The organism is Thalassotalea castellviae (assembly GCF_031846185.1).
Lineage (GTDB): Bacteria > Pseudomonadota > Gammaproteobacteria > Enterobacterales > Alteromonadaceae > Thalassotalea_H > Thalassotalea_H castellviae.
Genome location: NZ_JAVRIF010000001.1, coordinates 666,304 through 685,634, shown reverse-complemented (window position 1 = coordinate 685,634; position 19,331 = coordinate 666,304). Strand labels below are relative to the sequence as shown.

General features: G+C 37.3%; 19 protein-coding genes and 4 tRNA genes. 20 read left to right on the top strand and 3 right to left on the bottom strand.

Annotation, left to right across the window (positions count from 1 at the left end; genetic code table 11):
* The first annotated feature begins 220 nt into the window (after nt 1–220).
* The 20 genes from ybgC (at nt 221) to RM573_RS02925 (ending at nt 17,726) form a co-directional block, all read left to right on the top strand.
* Nucleotides 221–631, top strand: a complete 411-nt coding sequence (ybgC, locus tag RM573_RS03020; protein ID WP_311576999.1) for a tol-pal system-associated acyl-CoA thioesterase — start codon at nt 221–223, stop codon at nt 629–631.
* A complete protein-coding gene (tolQ, locus tag RM573_RS03015) occupies nt 621–1,298 on the top strand; it encodes a protein TolQ (RefSeq protein ID WP_311576996.1) in 678 nt (225 codons plus the stop codon). Before ybgC ends, tolQ begins: the two co-directional genes overlap by 11 nt.
* An 18-nt stretch (nt 1,299–1,316) precedes the next feature.
* Nucleotides 1,317–1,742 (top strand): protein TolR, encoded by a 426-nt coding sequence (tolR, locus tag RM573_RS03010; protein ID WP_311576994.1) that lies wholly within the window; start codon nt 1,317–1,319, stop codon nt 1,740–1,742.
* Between the two features lie 4 nt (nt 1,743–1,746).
* Nucleotides 1,747–2,646, top strand: coding sequence for a cell envelope integrity protein TolA (gene tolA / locus RM573_RS03005; RefSeq protein WP_311576991.1), 900 nt, complete (start codon nt 1,747–1,749; stop codon nt 2,644–2,646).
* Between the two features lie 30 nt (nt 2,647–2,676).
* On the top strand, nt 2,677–4,023 hold the full coding sequence (gene tolB, locus RM573_RS03000; RefSeq protein ID WP_432280198.1) for a Tol-Pal system beta propeller repeat protein TolB: 1,347 nt from the start codon (nt 2,677–2,679) through the stop codon (nt 4,021–4,023).
* Between the two features lie 45 nt (nt 4,024–4,068).
* A complete protein-coding gene (gene pal / locus RM573_RS02995) occupies nt 4,069–4,608 on the top strand; it encodes a peptidoglycan-associated lipoprotein Pal (protein WP_311576988.1) in 540 nt (179 codons plus the stop codon).
* 26 nt (nt 4,609–4,634) lie between these two features.
* Complete coding sequence (ybgF, locus tag RM573_RS02990) at nt 4,635–5,414, top strand: tol-pal system protein YbgF (RefSeq protein ID WP_311576985.1); 780 nt, start codon at nt 4,635–4,637, stop codon at nt 5,412–5,414.
* A 147-nt stretch (nt 5,415–5,561) separates the two neighbouring features.
* Nucleotides 5,562–5,637 (top strand) — tRNA-Lys (locus tag RM573_RS02985).
* Nucleotides 5,638–5,697: 60 nt separating this feature from the next.
* Nucleotides 5,698–5,773 (top strand) — tRNA-Lys (locus RM573_RS02980).
* 86 nt (nt 5,774–5,859) lie between these two features.
* A tRNA-Lys gene (locus RM573_RS02975) sits at nt 5,860–5,935 on the top strand.
* 129 nt (nt 5,936–6,064) lie between these two features.
* On the top strand, nt 6,065–7,105 hold the full coding sequence (nadA, locus tag RM573_RS02970; RefSeq protein ID WP_311576983.1) for a quinolinate synthase NadA: 1,041 nt from the start codon (nt 6,065–6,067) through the stop codon (nt 7,103–7,105).
* Between the two features lie 164 nt (nt 7,106–7,269).
* Nucleotides 7,270–7,357: transfer RNA gene (locus tag RM573_RS02965), tRNA-Ser, on the top strand.
* A 210-nt stretch (nt 7,358–7,567) separates the two neighbouring features.
* Complete coding sequence (locus tag RM573_RS02960) at nt 7,568–8,812, top strand: integrase domain-containing protein (protein WP_311576979.1); 1,245 nt, start codon at nt 7,568–7,570, stop codon at nt 8,810–8,812.
* 209 nt (nt 8,813–9,021) lie between these two features.
* Nucleotides 9,022–10,650, top strand: a complete 1,629-nt coding sequence (locus RM573_RS02955; protein WP_311576977.1) for a site-specific DNA-methyltransferase — start codon at nt 9,022–9,024, stop codon at nt 10,648–10,650.
* A gap of 2 nt (nt 10,651–10,652) precedes the next feature.
* Nucleotides 10,653–13,325 (top strand): DEAD/DEAH box helicase, encoded by a 2,673-nt coding sequence (locus tag RM573_RS02950; RefSeq protein WP_311576975.1) that lies wholly within the window; start codon nt 10,653–10,655, stop codon nt 13,323–13,325.
* Between the two features lie 343 nt (nt 13,326–13,668).
* Nucleotides 13,669–14,877 carry a hypothetical protein gene (locus tag RM573_RS02945; RefSeq protein WP_311576972.1) on the top strand — a complete coding sequence of 403 codons (1,209 nt, stop codon included), beginning with the start codon at nt 13,669–13,671 and terminating at the stop codon, nt 14,875–14,877.
* 94 nt (nt 14,878–14,971) lie between these two features.
* Nucleotides 14,972–15,217, top strand: coding sequence for a helix-turn-helix transcriptional regulator (locus RM573_RS02940; RefSeq protein ID WP_311576969.1), 246 nt, complete (start codon nt 14,972–14,974; stop codon nt 15,215–15,217).
* An 86-nt stretch (nt 15,218–15,303) separates the two neighbouring features.
* Complete coding sequence (locus RM573_RS02935) at nt 15,304–15,621, top strand: DUF3987 domain-containing protein (RefSeq protein ID WP_311576966.1); 318 nt, start codon at nt 15,304–15,306, stop codon at nt 15,619–15,621.
* Nucleotides 15,621–16,691: a DUF3987 domain-containing protein gene (locus RM573_RS02930; RefSeq protein WP_311576963.1), complete on the top strand. Its 1,071-nt coding sequence runs from the start codon at nt 15,621–15,623 to the stop codon at nt 16,689–16,691. The genes RM573_RS02935 and RM573_RS02930 overlap by 1 nt, the downstream gene beginning before the upstream one ends.
* A gap of 405 nt (nt 16,692–17,096) precedes the next feature.
* Nucleotides 17,097–17,726: an inovirus Gp2 family protein gene (locus RM573_RS02925; protein WP_311576960.1), complete on the top strand. Its 630-nt coding sequence runs from the start codon at nt 17,097–17,099 to the stop codon at nt 17,724–17,726.
* Between the two features lie 39 nt (nt 17,727–17,765).
* Here the strand turns inward: RM573_RS02925 and RM573_RS02920 are convergent, their stop codons facing one another.
* The 3 genes from RM573_RS02920 to radC all read right to left on the bottom strand — a co-directional run bounded on the left by RM573_RS02920 (nt 17,766) and on the right by radC (nt 19,207).
* Entirely contained in the window at nt 17,766–18,005 is a 240-nt protein-coding gene (locus RM573_RS02920) for a hypothetical protein (protein WP_311576957.1), read from the bottom strand.
* Nucleotides 18,006–18,064: 59 nt separating this feature from the next.
* Entirely contained in the window at nt 18,065–18,625 is a 561-nt protein-coding gene (locus RM573_RS02915; RefSeq protein WP_311576954.1) for a tyrosine-type recombinase/integrase, read from the bottom strand.
* 105 nt (nt 18,626–18,730) lie between these two features.
* Nucleotides 18,731–19,207: a RadC family protein gene (gene radC / locus RM573_RS02910; protein WP_311576952.1), complete on the bottom strand. Its 477-nt coding sequence runs from the start codon at nt 19,205–19,207 to the stop codon at nt 18,731–18,733.
* Nucleotides 19,208–19,331: the final 124 nt, after the last annotated feature.

Below are 19,331 nucleotides of genomic sequence, written 5' to 3'. Positions count from 1 at the left end.
AGAAAAACAAACGAATAAAATTTATAATTCGCATTAGAAAAACTAATGGATTATCAATGGTTGGTGTTTTATCTTTCGTAGAAGATTTTTAGGTTTGAAAATACCGAAAATTAATATTCTCATTTTCTTGCAATCTCCTGCTTTAAACACTTGTTTGCATGGCTATTTTTCTATTACTATATGGGCTTGAAGTTTTAGATTAAAAGCCATACATAAATTCATGCAAACGCTTAGTAATACATTTCAGATCCGGGTTTATTATGAAGATACTGATGCAGGCGGTATTGTTTATTACGCCAATTATTTAAAATTTTGTGAGCGTGCTCGTACTGAATGGTTAAGAACGCTTAAAATTAATCAATCCTTTTTTTTAGAACAAAACTGTGGTTTTGTGGTCAGACACGTTGAAATGGATAACTTAGCTTCGGCTAAACTGGATGATTTACTTACAGTAACTTCAACAATTAGTGAAATTAAACGCGCTAGTCTTAGGTTTACTCAACAAATCACCAATGAACAACAAGTTTGCCTTTGTAAGGTAGAAGTTGTTGTAGCTTATGTTAATTTATTACGTGGTAAACCTTGTGCAATACCAAACACGATATTAGGAGCGTTAAAAGGTGTCAGCTGAACTTTCTTTTTTAGATTTATTTTTACAAGCTAGCTTATTAGTAAAAGCGGTGATGTTAACCTTATTAGGTTTTTCAATTGCTTGTTGGGCGATGATTTTTCAGCGAAGAAAAACGTTACGTGCCGCGCGAGAGCAATTACAAAATTTTGAAGATAAGTTTTGGAGTGGTGCAGACTTAACAAAATTATACAACGAAGTGTCAGCTAGATCGCATATACATGGTATTGAAAGTCTCTTTGTGGCAGGTTTTAAAGAATTTGCTCGTTTACGAAAAAGTCATATTAGTACGCCACAAATTATTGTTGATGGAACACATCGAGCCATGCGTGTTGCATTGTCTCGCGAAGTCGACGAATTAGAAACCCACTTACCCTTTATGGCGACTGTAGGTTCAATCAGTCCATATATTGGTTTATTTGGTACTGTTTGGGGCATCATGAATTCATTTATTGCCTTAGGTGCTCAAGAGCAAGCAACATTAGCGCAAGTAGCACCAGGTATTGCAGAGGCGTTAATTGCTACCGCTATGGGCTTATTTGCCGCGATTCCAGCCGTCATGGCTTATAACCGATTTACCCATCATGTTGAAAAACTAGAAAATAGTTACGGTAACTTTATGGAAGAGTTTTCTAGTATTTTACAGCGTCAAACCACGAGTGAGTCATAACGTTAGGTAGGGTTAATTATGTATAATCGCGTAAGGCGACGTAAAGTTGCTGAAATAAATGTAGTGCCTTACATTGATGTGATGCTGGTCTTACTCATTATTTTTATGGTAACGGCTCCTCTTATTACACAAGGCGTAAAAGTTGAATTACCTAAAGCTGATGCTGAGCCGTTGAGTAAAGACAGTAAACCTCCTCTTGTTGCTTCGGTTGATGCAGACGGCCAATATTATTTAGCCGTAGGTACCAGTAAAAATGAACCTATGTCGGCTGAAGAAGTTGCTACTTTAGTTGCTGCGCATCTGAAAGTTGAACCAGATACACCTGTGGTCGTTAACGGAGATGGTGCGGTTTCGTATGATGCCGTTATTCAATTAATGGTGTTGCTTCAACAGGAAGCCGGTGTGCCTTCTGTTGGGTTAATGACTGATTCGTTGGAGAAATAAATACGTGAATCATAAGTTGTTAAGTGCGATTGCTTTAAGTTTAGGACTACATATTTCGTTATTGTTAGTGCTAGTGCTTGGTGACTTTTCAGCGCATCCTCCTAAACCAACGCCAACTGCCGTTCAAGTTCAACCTATTCAAGCTGTTGCCGTGGATAGAAGTAAGATAGAAGCGCAAGTAAATAAGCTTAAGCAAAAAAAACTTGATGAAGCCAAACGTATAAAGCAGCTTGAAGATCAGGCTGTTGCGGCAAAACGTAAACGTTTGAAAGAAGAAACTCGTATTAAGAATCTAGAAAAACAACGTCAGAAAAAAGAACGCGAGAAAAAAGCCGCAGATGATGCAGCTAGAAAAGCTAGAGCAAAAGCTAATGCAGCTGAAAAACTGCGTAAGAAAAAAGAATTAGAGAAAAAGAAAGCGGAAAAAGCGGCTGCAGATGCCAAAGCAAAACGTTTAAAAGAAGAGAAAGCTGCAAAAGAAGCTGAGCGTTTACGTAAAAAACGAGCGGAAGAAAAAAAACGTAAAGAATTAGCAGCGAAAGAAAAGGCGGCTCAAGAACAAGCGCTTGCAAATCAAATGGCGGAAGAAATGGCCGCACGTCAAAAAGCAAGACAACAACAAATGATGACCGAAGTTGGTCGTTATACCGCGTTAATTACACGAGCGATTCAAAGTAATTTAATTACTGATAAAGCTACAATGGAAAATAAATCGTGTAAATTAACCATTAAATTGGCTCCATCTGGCTTCGTTATTAATGTAGTATCGGGTAACGGCGATCGAATCGTGTGTGATGCTGCAAGCAAAGCGGTTTATAAAGCCGGAAAACTTCCAGTATCAAAAGATCCAGAAGTATTTGAAAAAATGCGTACGATCAGTTTAACTGTAGTACCTGAATTTTAATCAATAAAAGTAGTAATAAACCTTATCCTTATGATGAAAATTAAATTAATTTTAGCTGTTTGTTTATCTTTATTCACTCACCAAGCATTCGCCACCTTAGAAATTGTGATCACAGAAGGTATTGATGGTGCAAGACCTATCGCCGTTTTGCCATTTAAGTGGGCAGGCAATAATACTTTACCTGAAAATATCAGTAATGTGATAAGTGAAGATTTACTACGTAGTGGTAAGTTTAGTCCGATCAATCAAGTTCGTTTTCCACAACATCCACAAAATGCCAATGAAATTGACTATGCGGCATGGGCGGCCGCTGGTGTTGAAAATATTGTTATTGGTCAAATTGCTCAAGCAGCCGTTGGTCGCTATAAAGTAAGCTATCAGTTAATAGATGTTATTCGTGGTCAAATTACGGGTGGTCAAACACAGATGCTCAGCAATGGCCAATTAGTGAAAACCTCTGATCATATTCTTGCAGAAAGTTCTGTGGAAATTAGTAGTGATCAATTTAGACGCTATGGTCATCGCATAAGTGATGAAATATATCTTAAATTAACCGGTACTCGCGGCGCATTTTTAACGAAAATTGCTTATGTGATTGTGCGCGACCAAGGTAATTACCCATACCAGCTTGTAATAGCTGATTACGATGGTTACAACGAGCATGTGCTATTAAGTTCAAAAGAGCCATTAATGTCGCCATCTTGGGATCCAACCGGAAATAAACTTGCATACGTCACCTTTGAAAATCATCAAGCGCAAATATTCACCATTGATATCTATTCTGGCAAACGAAATTTAATCAGTTCATTTTCAGGCATAAATAGTGCGCCACGCTGGTCTCCAGATGGTAAGAGTTTAGCGATGGTGTTATCGAAAGATGGTAATCCAGAACTCTATGTGATGAACGTTAACACGAAAAAATTACGCCGAATTACCCGTCATCGAGCAATCGATACTGAGCCAAGTTGGTCTCCAGATGGTAATTCATTGATATTTAGTTCAGAACGGGGTGGAAAAGCTCAGCTATATCGCGTAAATTTAGTGGACGGTAAAGTAAGGCGACTAACTTTTGATGGAGAAATGAACCTTGGTGGCTCATTAACTCCTGATGGTCGTCAACTCGTTATGGTAAATAGAACACGTGGTCAGTATCATTTAGCGAAACAAGAGTTAGATTCTGGTATTTTTCAGGTATTAACTAAAACTCGTTTAGATGAATCTCCCAGTATTGCTCCAAATGGTGGCATGATTATCTACAGTACTTTGCATAATAATCGCCAAGTATTAAGTTTAGTCTCTGTTGATGGTCGATTTAAGGCTCGTTTACCTGCACTGAATGGGCAAGTAAAAGCACCTGCTTGGTCACCGTTTTTATAATAAAATTGAAAAATTTAAAATGTTGAAACAATAAGGAAAACCGAAATGCGCTTGAATAAAACTGTTAAAGCTCTTGCTATTGCATTACCAATGATGGCATTAGCTGCATGTAGTTCAAATTCTGAAACTGATGAACAAAGCCAAGTTGATACCAATGCACAAACGCAAACATCAACTGAACAAAATAATGTTCAAGTGACTGCTGCACAACGTGCTGCTGAAATTGAAGAGCAAAAACGTCAAGAAATTGAGCGTTTACGTTCTGAACATATCGTTTACTTTGATTTTGATAAATCTTCAGTAAGCGGTGAGTTTTCAGCAATTTTAGATGCTCATGCTAAATTTTTAAATGAAAATTCAAACGTTAGTGTTTTAGTTGAAGGTCATGCTGATGAACGCGGTACACCTGAATATAACATTGCTCTAGGTGAACGTCGTGCTAAAGCGGTTGTTACTTACTTAGAAAACATGGGTGTCGCTTCTTCACAATTAACGGTTGTTAGTTATGGTGAAGAAAAACCTATGGTTAAAGATCGCTCTGAGAGTGCTTTTGCTAAAAACCGTCGTGCTGTTTTAGTATACTAATTCAGACAAAAAGGTTAGGTAATTAAATGAAACTGAATAAAGTTTTATTTGGCATAACTTTCGCTGCTATTACACATACTGTAATGGCAGCAGAGCCAGCCCCTGTAGTAGATGTTACTCGCGGTAATACTTCTTTTAAATCATTGTCAATTCAAGAAAGACTTGACCAATTAGAGCGTAAGCTTGACGCGAGAAATCGTGCTCAAATAAACGTTCAACGTCAACTTGATGAATTACAAAACGAAGTGAATGAGTTACGTGGTGTCACTGAGCTACACACACATCAATTAAGCCAAGTACTTGAACGTCAACGTGAATTGTATCAAGAATTGGATCGTCGCGTCTCACAAGCGCTAAAACCTACTCATTCTGTGCCAGCATCAATAGAAGCACCTGCGAATTCGGTTCAAACAAATTACAGTAGTAATTTAACTGAAAATGAAGCGTATGATCGTGCGGTAAATATGGTGTTAAAAGAAAAACAATATGATAAAGCCATCCCAGAATTTCGTGCTTTTAATCAAAATTTTCCTAATTCAACCTATGCAGCGAATGCTCATTATTGGTTAGGGCAATTATTGTTTAATAAAAATGAATTGGTAGAAGCAAAACAAGAATTTGATATTGTTGTTTCGCAGTTTCCAAAATCAACTAAACGAAGTGATGCTTTACTTAAATTAGCAACGGTTGAACAAAAGCAAAATAACAAAGCGAGAGCAGTTAGTTTGTATCAACAGCTGATTAAAGAATACCCAAATTCTAGTGCGGCAAAATTAGCCCAGCCTAGGCTATCTAGTTTATTGTAATAATTTTGTTGATAACTTGTTCACAATGTTGGCTTTTTATACAATTACAAAGATATCCTAAAAAAACTTAATTTTGTTGTTGCACTCAACAGAATTATCAGTATCATATGCGGCGCGTTGAACGAGACGTTCAACGCGCATAAATGTCGGTCGTTAGCTCAGTTGGTAGAGCAGTTGGCTTTTAACCAATTTGTCGAAGGTTCAAATCCTTCACGACCGACCACTTCTTTTTTATTCGATATGAAAGAATGTGTGGTTCGCCCATTTATACAATAAATTTAATCGGTCGTTAGCTCAGTTGGTAGAGCAGTTGGCTTTTAACCAATTTGTCGAAGGTTCAAATCCTTCACGACCGACCACTTTTATTTCCCTGTTCGGGATAGCAAAAGTGAAGATCTTATCTAAAGTATATGATCTTTATTTAAATTTATTCACCACCTACAATCGGTCGTTAGCTCAGTTGGTAGAGCAGTTGGCTTTTAACCAATTTGTCGAAGGTTCAAATCCTTCACGACCGACCACTTTTACGCTTTATTTGCTTTTCTGTTTTATCATTAAAATTCAATTTACCTTGCTATTTGTAGGTACACATTTGCCCTTTATTCACGTATAATTCCCGCGATTTTTCTTGGAGTTTAATAGAGTAAATAATGGCGCAAAGTAATTTAGCGGTAGAATTCGATTTCACCTTTCCAGCAAAGCCTGCTCGTCTTACTGAAGATGAACAAGCGCAATACAAATCACGCATCAAACAATTACTTGTTGAAAAAAATGCTGCTTTGATTGCTCATTATTATACTGATCCTATTATTCAAGCATTAGCAGAAGAAACAGGTGGCTGTGTCGCTGACTCGCTTGAGATGGCCCGCTTTGGTAATCAACACCAAGCACAAACCTTAATAATCGCTGGTGTTAAATTTATGGGCGAAACTGCTAAAGTATTAACACCAGAAAAAACAGTCGTTATGCCGACTTTAGAAGCGACTTGTTCGTTAGATTTAGGTTGCCCAATAAAAGAGTTTAATGAATTCTGTGATCAGCATCCCGACCGTACAGTTGTGGTTTATGCTAATACTTCTACGGCTGTTAAAGCGCGTGCTGATTGGATTGTTACGTCTTCATGTGCCCTTGAAATAGTTGAACACCTTGACGAACAAGGCGAAAAGATTCTTTGGGGACCTGATCGCCATTTAGGTAACTATATTCAAAAGCAAACAGGTGCCGACATGATCATGTGGCAAGGGGCTTGTATAGTACATGACGAGTTTAAAACGAAAGCGCTAGAAGACATGAAAGCGCTGCATCCTGATGCCGCTATTTTAGTACACCCTGAATCTCCCGCTGAAATAATTGAATTAGCTGATTCGGTTGGTTCAACTAGTCAATTAATTAAAGCGGCACAAGAATTACCGAATCAAAAGTTTATAGTGGCCACCGATCGCGGTATTTTTTACAAAATGCAGCAGTTGTGTCCAGATAAAGAGTTTTTTGAAGCTCCTACGGCTGGTGAAGGCGCAACATGTAGAAGTTGTGCTCATTGCCCTTGGATGGCGATGAACGGTTTAAAAGCGATAGAAGAAGCACTTATCGATGCTAAAGGTAAAGAAGTCTTTGTTGATATGTCATTACGCGAGGGGGCACTTAAATCGACAAATCGAATGTTAGAATTTTCAGCAAGCCTACGTAAATAACATAATCTTCTGAAAACGCTTAAATCTTAGACAACTAAAACACTTGGCTTTAGTTTTTATTGCTTAATCTCGTGGTATTGCCTAACATAGCGCAGCTTTTAAAAAGTGATGTAAAAAAGTGAAGATGACACTTACATAAAACATCATAATACAGTTCAAGCATAGGTGACGTGTCCGAGTGGCTGAAGGAGCACGCCTGGAAAGTGTGTAAAGGGCAACCTTTCGAGAGTTCGAATCTCTCCGTCACCGCCATCTTCTCTTCCTATTAAGTCCAGTAAAGCCCAATAAATCCAGTAAAAACGTCGCGTGACAGCCTTTTGTAGGCTGATAATGTCCGATAAGGTTTTGTACCATCCGTAAGTTTTAGTGCTATTTAATGTACCATTACCCTAGTTTAATGTACCATTCGGTTGTCGGTGGTACATTAGTTTGTGCCGTAATGTAATTTCTCGGTGGTACATCATGGCTAAAAAAGTAATCCCGTTAACTAATACCCAAGTTAAGCAGGCTAAGGCTCAGGATAAAGAATATATACTTTCAGATGGTGATGGACTGCAACTAAAAATCAAAACCACTGGTTCTAAAACATGGGTATTTAAATATTCAAAGCCCTTCACTAAGAAACGTTCTAATATCGGTTTCGGTGTATACCCTGAAGTGTCATTGGCACAGGCTAGAGAAAAAAGAAAGAATGCTAGAGAGCTACTTGCTCAAGATATTGACCCTAAAACTTATAAAGATGAGCAACAGTTAAAGCAGCAAGAAATTCACAGTAATACATTACAAGTGGTTGCAGAAAATTGGTTCAGCATTAAGCAATCATCTATATCACCAAACTATGCTAAAGATATTTGGCGTTCAATGGAGCTACATATATTTCCATCTTTAGGTAAATACCCTGTAGCTAGTTTGACCGCACCTGTAGTTATTGCTGTTTTGAAAAAGGTAGCGAAAGAAGGGAATCTTGAAACAGTTAGAAGGTTGGCACAAAGATTAAATGAAGTAATGACTTTTGCTGTCAATACAGGGCTGATACATGCAAATTCGTTGAGCGGCATTAGAGCTGCATTTGAAAAGCCAGCGGTTAAGCACATGGCTACTATAAAACCTGAAGAGCTGCCAGAGTTGATGCAAACGCTTAACGCTTCAAATTTACAAATAGTTACTCGCGCTCTAATAGAGTGGCAATTGCACACGATGACACGCTCAAATGAATCCGCCAAAGCTGAATGGTCAGAAATCGATTTGGATAAGAAACTTTGGATAATTCCCGCTGAGCGAATGAAAATGAAGCGAGAGCATGTTATTCCGTTAACAAAGCAAATGATTTCTATACTTTCGGTACTTTCAAGCTTTAAACGTCCGTATTGCCCATACTTGTTCCCTTCGAATCGTGACCCTAAAAAACATATAAACACTGAAACAGTAAATAAAGTATTAAGGCGTATCGGTTATCATAATCGTTTAGTTGCACATGGTTTTAGAGCCTTGGCTAGTACAACTTTAAATGAGCAAGAATTTAATCCTGATGTAATAGAGGCGGCTCTTGCCCATGTTGATAAAAATACAGTTAGGAAAGCATATAACAGGGCTGAGTATTTGAAACATCGTACTGAGCTAATGACATGGTGGTCTGAGCACATAGAAGAGTGCGCCAAAGGTAGTTTGAGCGTTACTGCTAGTGTTGTAAATGCTAAGTTTGGTTAAATGAGAGGTGTGTGGCCGATATTGCTTATTATAATGGTGGTCTAATCATGTTAAAGGTTCGGTAATTATCGAAACAACAGCTAGCAGTATTGAGCAGCTAAATACTCTTTAATAGTTTCTGTTTATCTACTTTGAAAGTGTTATATATAAAATGCTGTGATAAATTACTCAGCATAAATAAAATATTATTTTAATCCCAAGGAATGAGAATGCCGATTTTAAACTGGCTTAATAAAGAGCAAGCTGTAACGACAGCTAAGAATTGTTCTTATCGTTTATTAAACCGTATCCCTGAATTATCTTACGGTGACCAAGATACAGATAACATGATAATTCAAGGTGACAATCTTGAGGCGTTAAAAAGCCTACTTCCAACTCACGCGGGAAAGGTTAAGTGTATATATATTGACCCCCCTTATAATACAAAGTCTGCATTTGAAACGTATGATGATAATTTGGAGCATAGTAAGTGGTTAACTACGATGTACCCTAGGTTAGAGTTGTTATGGGAGTTACTGGCTGAAGATGGCGTTATATTGGTGAGTATAAATGATGATGAGGGTCATTACCTAAAGGTTGTTTGTGATGAGATATTTGGAAGGAAGAACTTTATTTCAAGTTTGATTTGGCATTACGAAGGGAATACAGATAATCAAGCGAAAATAATTAATTATCATGAATATATTCACTTGTATTCAAAAAGTGGTCGAATTGAAAATATAAATGTAATAGACCCAAATATAAACAAAGATAGTAAGTTAAATAAAGGCGAAATCAGAAATACGATAGTCAAAAACGGCCCTAAAAACCCAGTTAAGTCCGTTGTAATACCTTCAGGATTTCCTGCTAACTTTAAGGATGGAGTAATCAAGTCATCTAATGTTAATTGGCCTAAATATGAATCAGATATAATTGTAAAAGACTTTAAAGTGTTAAATGAGAATATAGCTAGCACGGGCTGGTCATCAAAAAAAATATTAGAAGAATTTATACAATCTGATTTTAAATTTGTTCTTGATTCTAAAGGGCAAGAAACTCGTTTTGAAGTGACTAAATCAGGTGCTATTGAGGCTGTAAAGAAAAGAAAAAAAGATAAAGGTCACTTTCTTTCTGTTCTACGGGGCTTCGGTACCACCAATCAAATGAGAATCCAGTTAAGTAAGTTAAATTTGACGTTTTCATATCCTAAGCCAGTTGAATTGGTCAAGTATCTAATAAATGCATTTACTGGCGAGGGTGATATTGTTTTGGATTCTTTTGCTGGTTCGGGAACGACAGGTCACGCACTTTTAACAGCAAACCACCAAGAAAAAACAGGTCGAAAATTCATACTGATAGAAATGTCAGAAAGTAATGCTGCTACTGTAATACAGCCAAGGTTAAGGCATGTAATTGACGGGCATGAAAAAGCAGAGATAGTTGCTACTGGTGGTGGCTTTAATTATTATCAATTAGGTGATGTCGTTTTTAATGAAAGCGGAGCGTTGCAAGAAGGGATTTCTTTTCAGGCATTAGCTGCACATATTTGGTTTAGTATTACACGTAAATCATTGCCTACAGTAATTAGTGAAAACCTTGACTCAATAGAAAAGTCACCACTTATTGGTGTGTTTAATGGTATAGCTATTTATCTGTTATATAATGGAATATTAGGTGATAAACGCCCGCAAGGAGGTAACGTTTTGACTTCTAAAGTTTTAGCTGTTTTGCCAGAGCACCCAGAAAACTTGAATGGTAAAAAACTGATTTTTGGTGAAACGTCGCGCATGGGTAGTGAGCGTTTGATAAAAGAAAATATAATATTTAAGCAAATACCTTACGATATCAAAGGACGATAAGAATGTTTCAGTTAAAAAAATATCAACAAGATGCACTTGATACCCTTGGCGGATTTTTAAAAGGTTGTAAGGTGACAGGTGATGTAGAGACAGCATTTTCTGATTCATTGAAAGAAAATAACTTTGTTAATGTGCCGTATCGCTCATATAAATTTGATGAAACCCCTTATGTTTGTATTCGTATCCCTACAGGTGGTGGTAAGACTATTCTTGGAACTTTTTCTATTCCTGTTGTGGCTAAAGAATTATTGCTAGAGGAATTCCCTATAACTTTGTGGCTTGTACCAACTACCATAATCCAAGAACAAACGGTCAGTGCATTAAAGTCTAATCCTGCTTATTCTGAGCATTTAAACGATGCTTTTAACCATAACGTTGCTGTTTATGATATTGCAGATATCAATCAGATAAGGCCGCAAGATATAGGTAACAAAGCGATAATTGTTGTTTCTACACTACAAAACTTACGAGTAACTAAAACAACGGACCGTAAAGTTTACAAGTACCATGAAGATTTTGAACCGCATTTTGCTAAGTTATCAAAAAAGCATCCTGCTTATGAAAAATTGGAGCGAGTTACTGAAGATGATTTATCTGAAAATGGTTTGGTGGCAAAGGATATCGGTAAAATTAAATATTCTTTTGCTAACTTGTTAATGATATCAAACCCTATCGTTATTATTGATGAGGCCCATAACGCCCGCACTAGCTTAACGTTTGATATCTTAAAGCGTGTTTATCCTGCTGCAATAATCGAGCTTACTGCAACACCTAATACCAGCACTACTAATGGTAGTAATGTTCTTTTTAATGTTTCAGCCGCCCAGCTAAAAGCGGAAGAAATGATTAAATTACCAATAATATTAACTGAGCATATTAATGGCTGGGAAGAGGCTGTGAGGGACGCCGTATTAACTCGAAATCGATTAGATATATCGGCACAAAAAGATAAAGATTATATACGTCCAATAGTGTTATTACAGGCTGATAATAAGAACGGTAAAGTAACAGTTGAAGATATTAAAAAGTGCTTAATTGAAGAAAACCATATTAAAGAAGAGCAAATTGCTATTGCAACAGGGACGCAAAAAGATTTAGAAGGTATCAACCTTTTTCAGCAAGATAATAAAATTTGTTATGTCATAACTATACAAGCACTAGCCGAAGGTTGGGATTGCTCAATGGCTTATGTTTTTTGTTCAGTAAGAAATGTAACTTCAAGTAAGCAAACTGAACAATTGCTGGGGCGTGTACTAAGAATGCCATACGCCAAGCGTAGAGTTATAGAGGACCTCAACAGAGCCTATGCGCATCTGTCATCTACGGGTATGGCACAAGCTGCTTCTCAGCTTTCAGACCAACTAATTGAAATGGGCTTTGAAGAATTAGAGGTTGCTACATTTTTAAGGCAGCAAGATGCTAATCAAGGTGAATTATTTGGTAACGGCAATGCTGGTAATGTTGTTGAGAAAAAACCAGAAGTACCTTTTAGGTTAGAAGTTAATGAAGTACCTGAAACAGCTCAACTATCTGAAGAAGACCAAAGTAAAATAAAAGTATCTGAAGTTGAAGGGCGCAAAGTAGTTACCATTACTGGACAAGTTTCAGCTGAGATAATAAAAGCAGTTGCCAAGGTTTCAACTGAAGATAAAACGAAAATAAAGCGGAACATTCAAATCCATAATAATAGTATTTTAGCAGCACAATCACCGTCAGAAAACGGAGTCTCATTTGTTGAATTACCTCGACTAGCCGTTATGTACCAAGGAGAGTTAGAGCTTGCTGAAAAAGAATTATTCTTAGATATACATGGTTGGGATTTATTAAATTATAAGGCTGAACTGAATTATAATCCGACAGAAGAAACAACTAGCTTCTCATTGGATTTAGAAGGTAAAAAAATCAGATATAGCTTTGTTAATGAAGACCAAAATTTAGACTTAAACCTCGTTCACACTGAAACTACGCAAGAAGAGTTAGTTAACTGGTTAGATAAGGAGTGTCGTCAAGATGACATAACTCAATCTATATTAACCAGTTTTATTTCACAGATTATTAATGGGTTATTGAAGAAGCCCGAATTAACATTAACAACTTTAGTTAGAAATAAGTTCCCATTAGCAAGCGCGATACAAGACCTTATTGCTCAATACAGAAAGCAAGCAGCCAAAGAGGGTTATCAAGATACGTTATTTGTAAATGAAAGCGATGTAATCACTACTTATGATTATAGCTATAGTTTTAAAGCTGATAAATATCCTGCAAGACCACCTTATTATGCAGGTGCGTATAAGTTTTCAAAACACTACTACCCTCAAATTGAGGATATGAAAGCTACAGGCGAGGAGTTTGAATGCGCACGCGTAATTGATTTAATGCCCCAAGTTAAGCATTGGGTTAGAAATCTAGTAAGGCGTGAAGCCGCTAGCTTTTCTTTACCTTTAGCGAACGCGAAATTTTATCCTGATTTTGTTGTTGAACTAAATGACGGAAGATTATTAGTTGTAGAGTATAAAGGGGAACTATATAAGACTAATGATGATTCAGCAGAAAAAAGTGCAGTGGGTAATCTCTGGGCATCAAAAAGTAGTGGTAATTGTTTGTTTTTATTTGCCGTAGAGAAAGATAAAGATGGTTTAGGTGTTCAGCAGCAAATACTGAATTGCATTTCGTAATAACAAGTATGTTTCTTTGATATGCAAGAGCCTCTTTTTACTTTGTGTGATTATGTTGGGTTCATAGAAAATCAATATTAACCGAAGCGGCTAGATGAATAATCAGCCGCTTTTTTATGTCCGCGACCTAAGCACCGCACATTACCAACCACTTCGATTGATAGATACAAACAAATACCTAGGGAGGATCGGATCAGATCCTTTGTTTATAGGGGTTCCATCAGAACCAGTAATATAATAAGGTGTTTTTTAGTTACTGTAAAAGGCTGCTATTTCTGCTACTAGTAGCAGGGGTAGCTAGGCTTTGTAATGGGTGCTCTATTGAATATAAAGAAGAGGTTGTATGGCACGATTAGCAAATAAATGTGTATATAAACTAGGTGATATTGATAAAAAACTCCCTATATCTGTTAAGTTACAGCGGTGTATTGCTTTAGATATACCTGTTTTAATCAAAGTTCCTGATGGTTTTAATGTTTGGGCAATTGATGTTCAATTACACAAGCTAACAATCGATGACATCATTCAGAGTGAAAAACACCCTGCTGATAGGGGAAGGTTGGCTAGGTATTTTTACGGAGATGATGCTTCTACTTCTATTCAACCAGTTATAACCAAACCAAACTCGCTTTATGCGTCAACTACCGTGGCTGATGTGGAGTATATACAGTTACCGACTGTTGATATTGAAAAATTAAAGACGTCCGAATCTATTGGTATTTCTGAATTTAAAGGTGTGTTTTTATTTGATAAAGAATTAAATCAACTAACATTACAATCATCTGTTCCTGTCAAAACTTATAATTTTAATCCACTAAAAAAATATAAAAAAACAATTTTCGATATCAATGAGTATACAGGTATAAATTTGACTTTTGTTTTGTGTGATAAGAAAACACCCGCAATAAATGAGTTTAACTTCCCGCTCAATGACGTAGTTAACCATCCTGCTTTTGCGAAAGAATGCTATTTAGAAGAAAAGAATATTCCCAAGCTTATATTTAATGAAAGTGAATATAAGCAAAGTATTTACCATTTAGAGCCTGAGTACCATATTTCTTTAGCCTTTTTGGCAATGTCAAAGGCAGCTTTTAATTTCAATGTAAAAGGAACCTCCAAAAGTATTGATGGTGATTATTTGTGTAAAGTACATGGCTTTTCTTTAAGCTGGGGCAAGTGTGGAGCATATCTCGTCAATACATTTAACAGGACTGAAAATAAGTTTTCGTTCGCGACTCTAAAAGAGCTTTTTCAAACACATTGGATTACAGAATACAGCAAAGATGTTTTGGCTTTAGATAAAACCCTTAAGGATAAAGATAGCGCTGGAAATTCAAAGCTTTCTAAGACAGCAAAAAAAGTTAAATCTGATAAGTATAAAGCATCTTTGGCTAAAGTAATTAAAGCTCGAGCTTCAAAAGTAACTGATGAGCTTGTGGGTGTTTATGGTGTACCTTCAGGTTATGCCTGTTACGTAGAACTAATAATCAGGCCTGACAAATTAAAAAACGAAAAAACTTTGAAAGCCAATAAAATAAAGGGTCTTAGTTAGTTTTTGCTTAGCAAAATTAGTGTTTCTTTTTTTCGATTCTCAATCCCTTAGTGTCTAATAACAACCTTTAAAGCAACTTAAAAAGGTAGATACCATGAAAATAAACGAACAATTAGATTCACTAAAAAAAATACTTCGCTTAAGCGAAGTTAAACAAATCACAGGACTTTCACGTTCAACAATATATGAAAAATGCGACGTAAAATCACCACGTTTCGACCCTCTGTTCCCTAAGCGCATAAGACTAGGAGCAAGAGCTGTGGGGTTTCTCCAAGCTGACTTAGATGCTTGGTTATGCTCAATGATAGAGCTGTCATCAGCTAATAAAGGGGAAGAATAATGATTTCCCGTTATAGATATACATTCCCTTTACCCGATGAAAACTTCCCAATACCAATTCAATCATCTTTAATTCTGAGGGCATGCATGGAAGCAGAGGCTATAACCAAAGCCCCCAAACCTATGGTGTACCTAACAGCTATTGGTTCGGTATCTGCCGCCTTACAAGGGTTAGTGAATGTAGAGCTACCTTCAGGGGGAATTCGGCCCGTTTCTATGTGGGGGATGACTATTGCAGAGTCAGGCGAGCGAAAGTCAACTGTCGATAATATATTTTCAAAGGGGATTGAGTCTTTTATAAGTGAGAGCACCAAGGAGCATAAAAGAATGCTGCGTAAGTATGAATTGGAGTTAGAGCTACACGAAAACGAAGCGGCTAAAATTAAAAGAAGGTTAATTAAATAATGAATAACAAAAGGAGGAATAACAAGGTAATTGATGAGTTAATTGCCCATGAAGATAATAAGCCAATAAGGCCTAAGCTCAGCTTTGTAAAATTTGAAGATGGGACACCAGAGGGGGTGATGCAGAGTTTATGTGAAAATGTTCCTAATGCCATGCAATCATCGAGCGAAGGAGGAAATATTCTAAATACTAAAGCATCAGCTAAGACAGGTCAGAATAACTCTTTCTGGAGTGGTGATAGGGTCAGTCATAATACGAAGACCGATGGAGAAATGGCTATAGTAGATGGTAGGTTGACTATGAATATTATGGTACAACCAACAGCGCTACAGAAATTCTTAAAAAAGTCCAGTACTGATGTTCGTGGTAATGGTTTTCTTTCTCGGTATTTGGTTTGCGCCCCAATTTCAACCTGCGGTGGACGTTATGAAAAAGGAATTAAATCTACAAGTGATAATATAAAGGCCTTTAATACAAAAGTTGCCGAACTCTTAAGTGAGGCTTCTGAACTCAAAGATTATACGAACCGAAAAACAATTCGCCTCTCTAGCAAGGCAAAGGCTATTTGGATAGAAGTGTTCAATGATGTTGAATATAAAATGGGGGGCGGTGGGATGTATCAATACGCCAGAGACCACGCGTCTAAATTATTAGAAATCATAGGAAGGCTTGCGGCTCTGCTACACTGCTTTGAGTATTCAATGGATGAAGATATATCCTCAGAAACACTGCTGGAGGCAATTAATATAGTTGCTTATTTCTCTGGTCAGTTCATGAAAGTCTTTTGTGCTCCACCTAAATATGTTACTGATGCTGAAAACTTAAAAGGCTGGTTTGGTGGGTATGTAAACTCAGGGCGCAGATATTTAAAAAAGAATGACATACTTAAATTCGGGCCGTCAGGAACAAGGAAGAAGGCCAGTCTTGATGCTGCTTTAGGTTATTTAAAGTCGAACTGGCGTATTGGTGAGTTCTTATTCGGTAGGACGATGGTTATTGACTTACTGCCAACGCAGCAGATTGATGAAGCTGTAATTAGGCAGGAATTGACAATTAAATTTGTCTTTTAAATAAGTACAGTGTTATTAGTCAAAAGTAGCTACTGCATTTAACTTATCCTTAACTTCCTTTTATTCCGTATATCACCATTTCGTGTAGGCAAAGGGGTAGGTATTACCTAACCCCTTGGTACGCATAGGTTCGCTGTTTCCCTTATTTATTAAATGGGCAACTAAGTGAGCGAATTGGTTGAAAATAACTCCAGAATAAAACCTACAACCAATACGCACTGTGGATAGTGAATTTTTAAATAACATCCTTGCGTGGTTGGCTTTTAAGTAAATAAAACTGTCGGTTATAGTTATATATAAGAGTTAAAGATAAAGTTAACTAGCTCACATTCCACCAAAGAATGGGGGCGATAGGTATGCTGCTTTTAATATTTGTAATTTAAATATGTTAGAAGTGATTTTGAAATGAAATTAATTAATTCACCAAGTTTTAATGGTTACTCTGTTTTATCTAGGCACGGTCCATTAGTTGAAAATATATTGATGGGTAATGAACAGGTTTTAGTTAGGATGCTTAACATTCATAATCGTGTTGCTGTTATGCGCTTTGAGCTTAAGTTCCCAACAGGTTACACAGGTAGTACGGATATTATATCTAAGGCCTTTGATTCCATTCGTTACAGAATAAAAAGTGACTTAATGATGAAAACAGATAGTCGAGGGCGTGTAATCGATAGCGACATTGGTTACATATGGGTCAAGGAGGAAGGTGGTAATCATGGCTGGCATTATCATGTGGCATTGTTTCTAAATTATGATGTTTATAACTGCTTTGGGCAGATTAATGGTAGCAATATGAATATGTATAAAAGAGTGCTGCTTTCTTGGGCTAGTGCTCTAGGGTTGAGTCCTGACGATGCTAAAGGGTTGGTACATATACCTAATAATCCTATTTATAAGTTGGACTGTAACTCTGTGAGTATTCATGAAGATATACACGATGTACTTTATCGCCTGAGCTATCTAGCAAAAACCAGCACAAAACCATACGGAAAAGGGCTTGGTAAGCGCTTTTTTGGCACTAGCCAGAGGTAAAAAAGAAGGTCAGTATTACTACTGACCTTACTTATCCACCTAATCAAATAAACTTGCTATTCCTGCCACTAAACCGCTCGCCACAACTAGAGGGATAGTTACTGGAGTCGAGGCCAGCCCAAGTGCTACGGTTGCAGCACCTGAAGCGCAAGCACCCAATACAGCTCCTGAGCTAGCCGCTACAACTGTTCTGCTTGCGGTTACATCCGAGGAGCCTGTTATGCTTTTTGATATTTCATTTCCTGCTAGGCCGCAGGTGATTGCTTTTTCTGTTGTCATGGTTTTTCCTTTTGTGGTTGTGGTTGTGGTTGTGGTTGTGGTTGTGGTTGTGGTTGTGGTTAAAGTTCAAGCTCTACAAAGTCACGGTCTATTACGTCTTGGGTTAAACCGATATACCGTAGGGTTACGCCTTCACTAGAATGCCTAAGCATCTTCATTACACGGGTTATATCTTTAGTTTTCTTGTAAAGGTGGTAGCCTCGAGTCTTACGCATCGAATGAGTTCCCAAGCGAATATTTAGCTCTTCACCAATTAACTCGAAGGCTTGTGATACAGCCCTTCTAGTTAATGGCTTTGGTGGTACATAGAGCGACTTGTTGTTTCTGTATGATTGAAATAAGAATATGTGATTAGGGTGGCTTAGTTGAATATCATTAATTAAAATCATAGTCTTGGCATTAAGTTTTATTTCAGCTCGCTTTCCTGTCTTTCCTTCCTTGAGTATCAGTCGTCCGTTGTTAATATCACTGAATTTAACCGATAGTAAGTCTGAAATCCTCAGTGCTAGGTTGATGCCAATATTCCATATGTGAGACATCTGCTTAGAGCAGCGCCTTTCCAGTAAGTGACTAATAAGTCTTACGGTGTCCAGCTCTTTAACTGCTTGTACTTCTGCCATGATGGCCTCCTAATTGAGTTAGTGTTATTAATTAGCCAAAGGTTTTTGATGTTTGATAAATATTCATGGTTAATTAAAAAAAGGGTAACTTTTTACCGTTTTAATCTACAAAAGCCCTCGTTCTGAAAATGAAGTTGCCTGTTCACCAATTACGATATGGTCGAGGACGGAAACGTCTATTAAAGCCAAAGCATCTTTTAAGCGATTGGTGATAGCTATATCAGCTTGTGATGGTTCTATTTCGCCTGAAGGGTGGTTGTGGGCAAATATAACTGCAGCAGCATTCTCCTTAATTACTGTTTTTACAACTTCTCTAGGGTATACGCTGGCGGCATTTATGGTGCCGAAGAAAAGCTCCTGATAATCGATAAGCTTGTGCTGGCTATCAAGCAACATAACAGCAAAAACTTCCCGCTCATATTTACCAAGTTTAAAGCTAAGAAAGTCTTTGGTAGCTTGGCTGCTGGTATAGCTATCTTTCTTTACATATTTACAGGCAAGTATTTCAGCTGCTTTATCTAAAACTTGTTCAGCCGTCATGGGCTGGTTAGTGACATATTTAATTGGTTGAGGGCATTGCATAATAAGGCTCCTTGAATTGATTTATTTATTCATGCAGTACAGTGATATATACGTAAATTTTTTTTGAATGGTTTTGTTGCAGTCGTCACCTTCGCTATACACCACAGGGCATCTGTGGATGTTT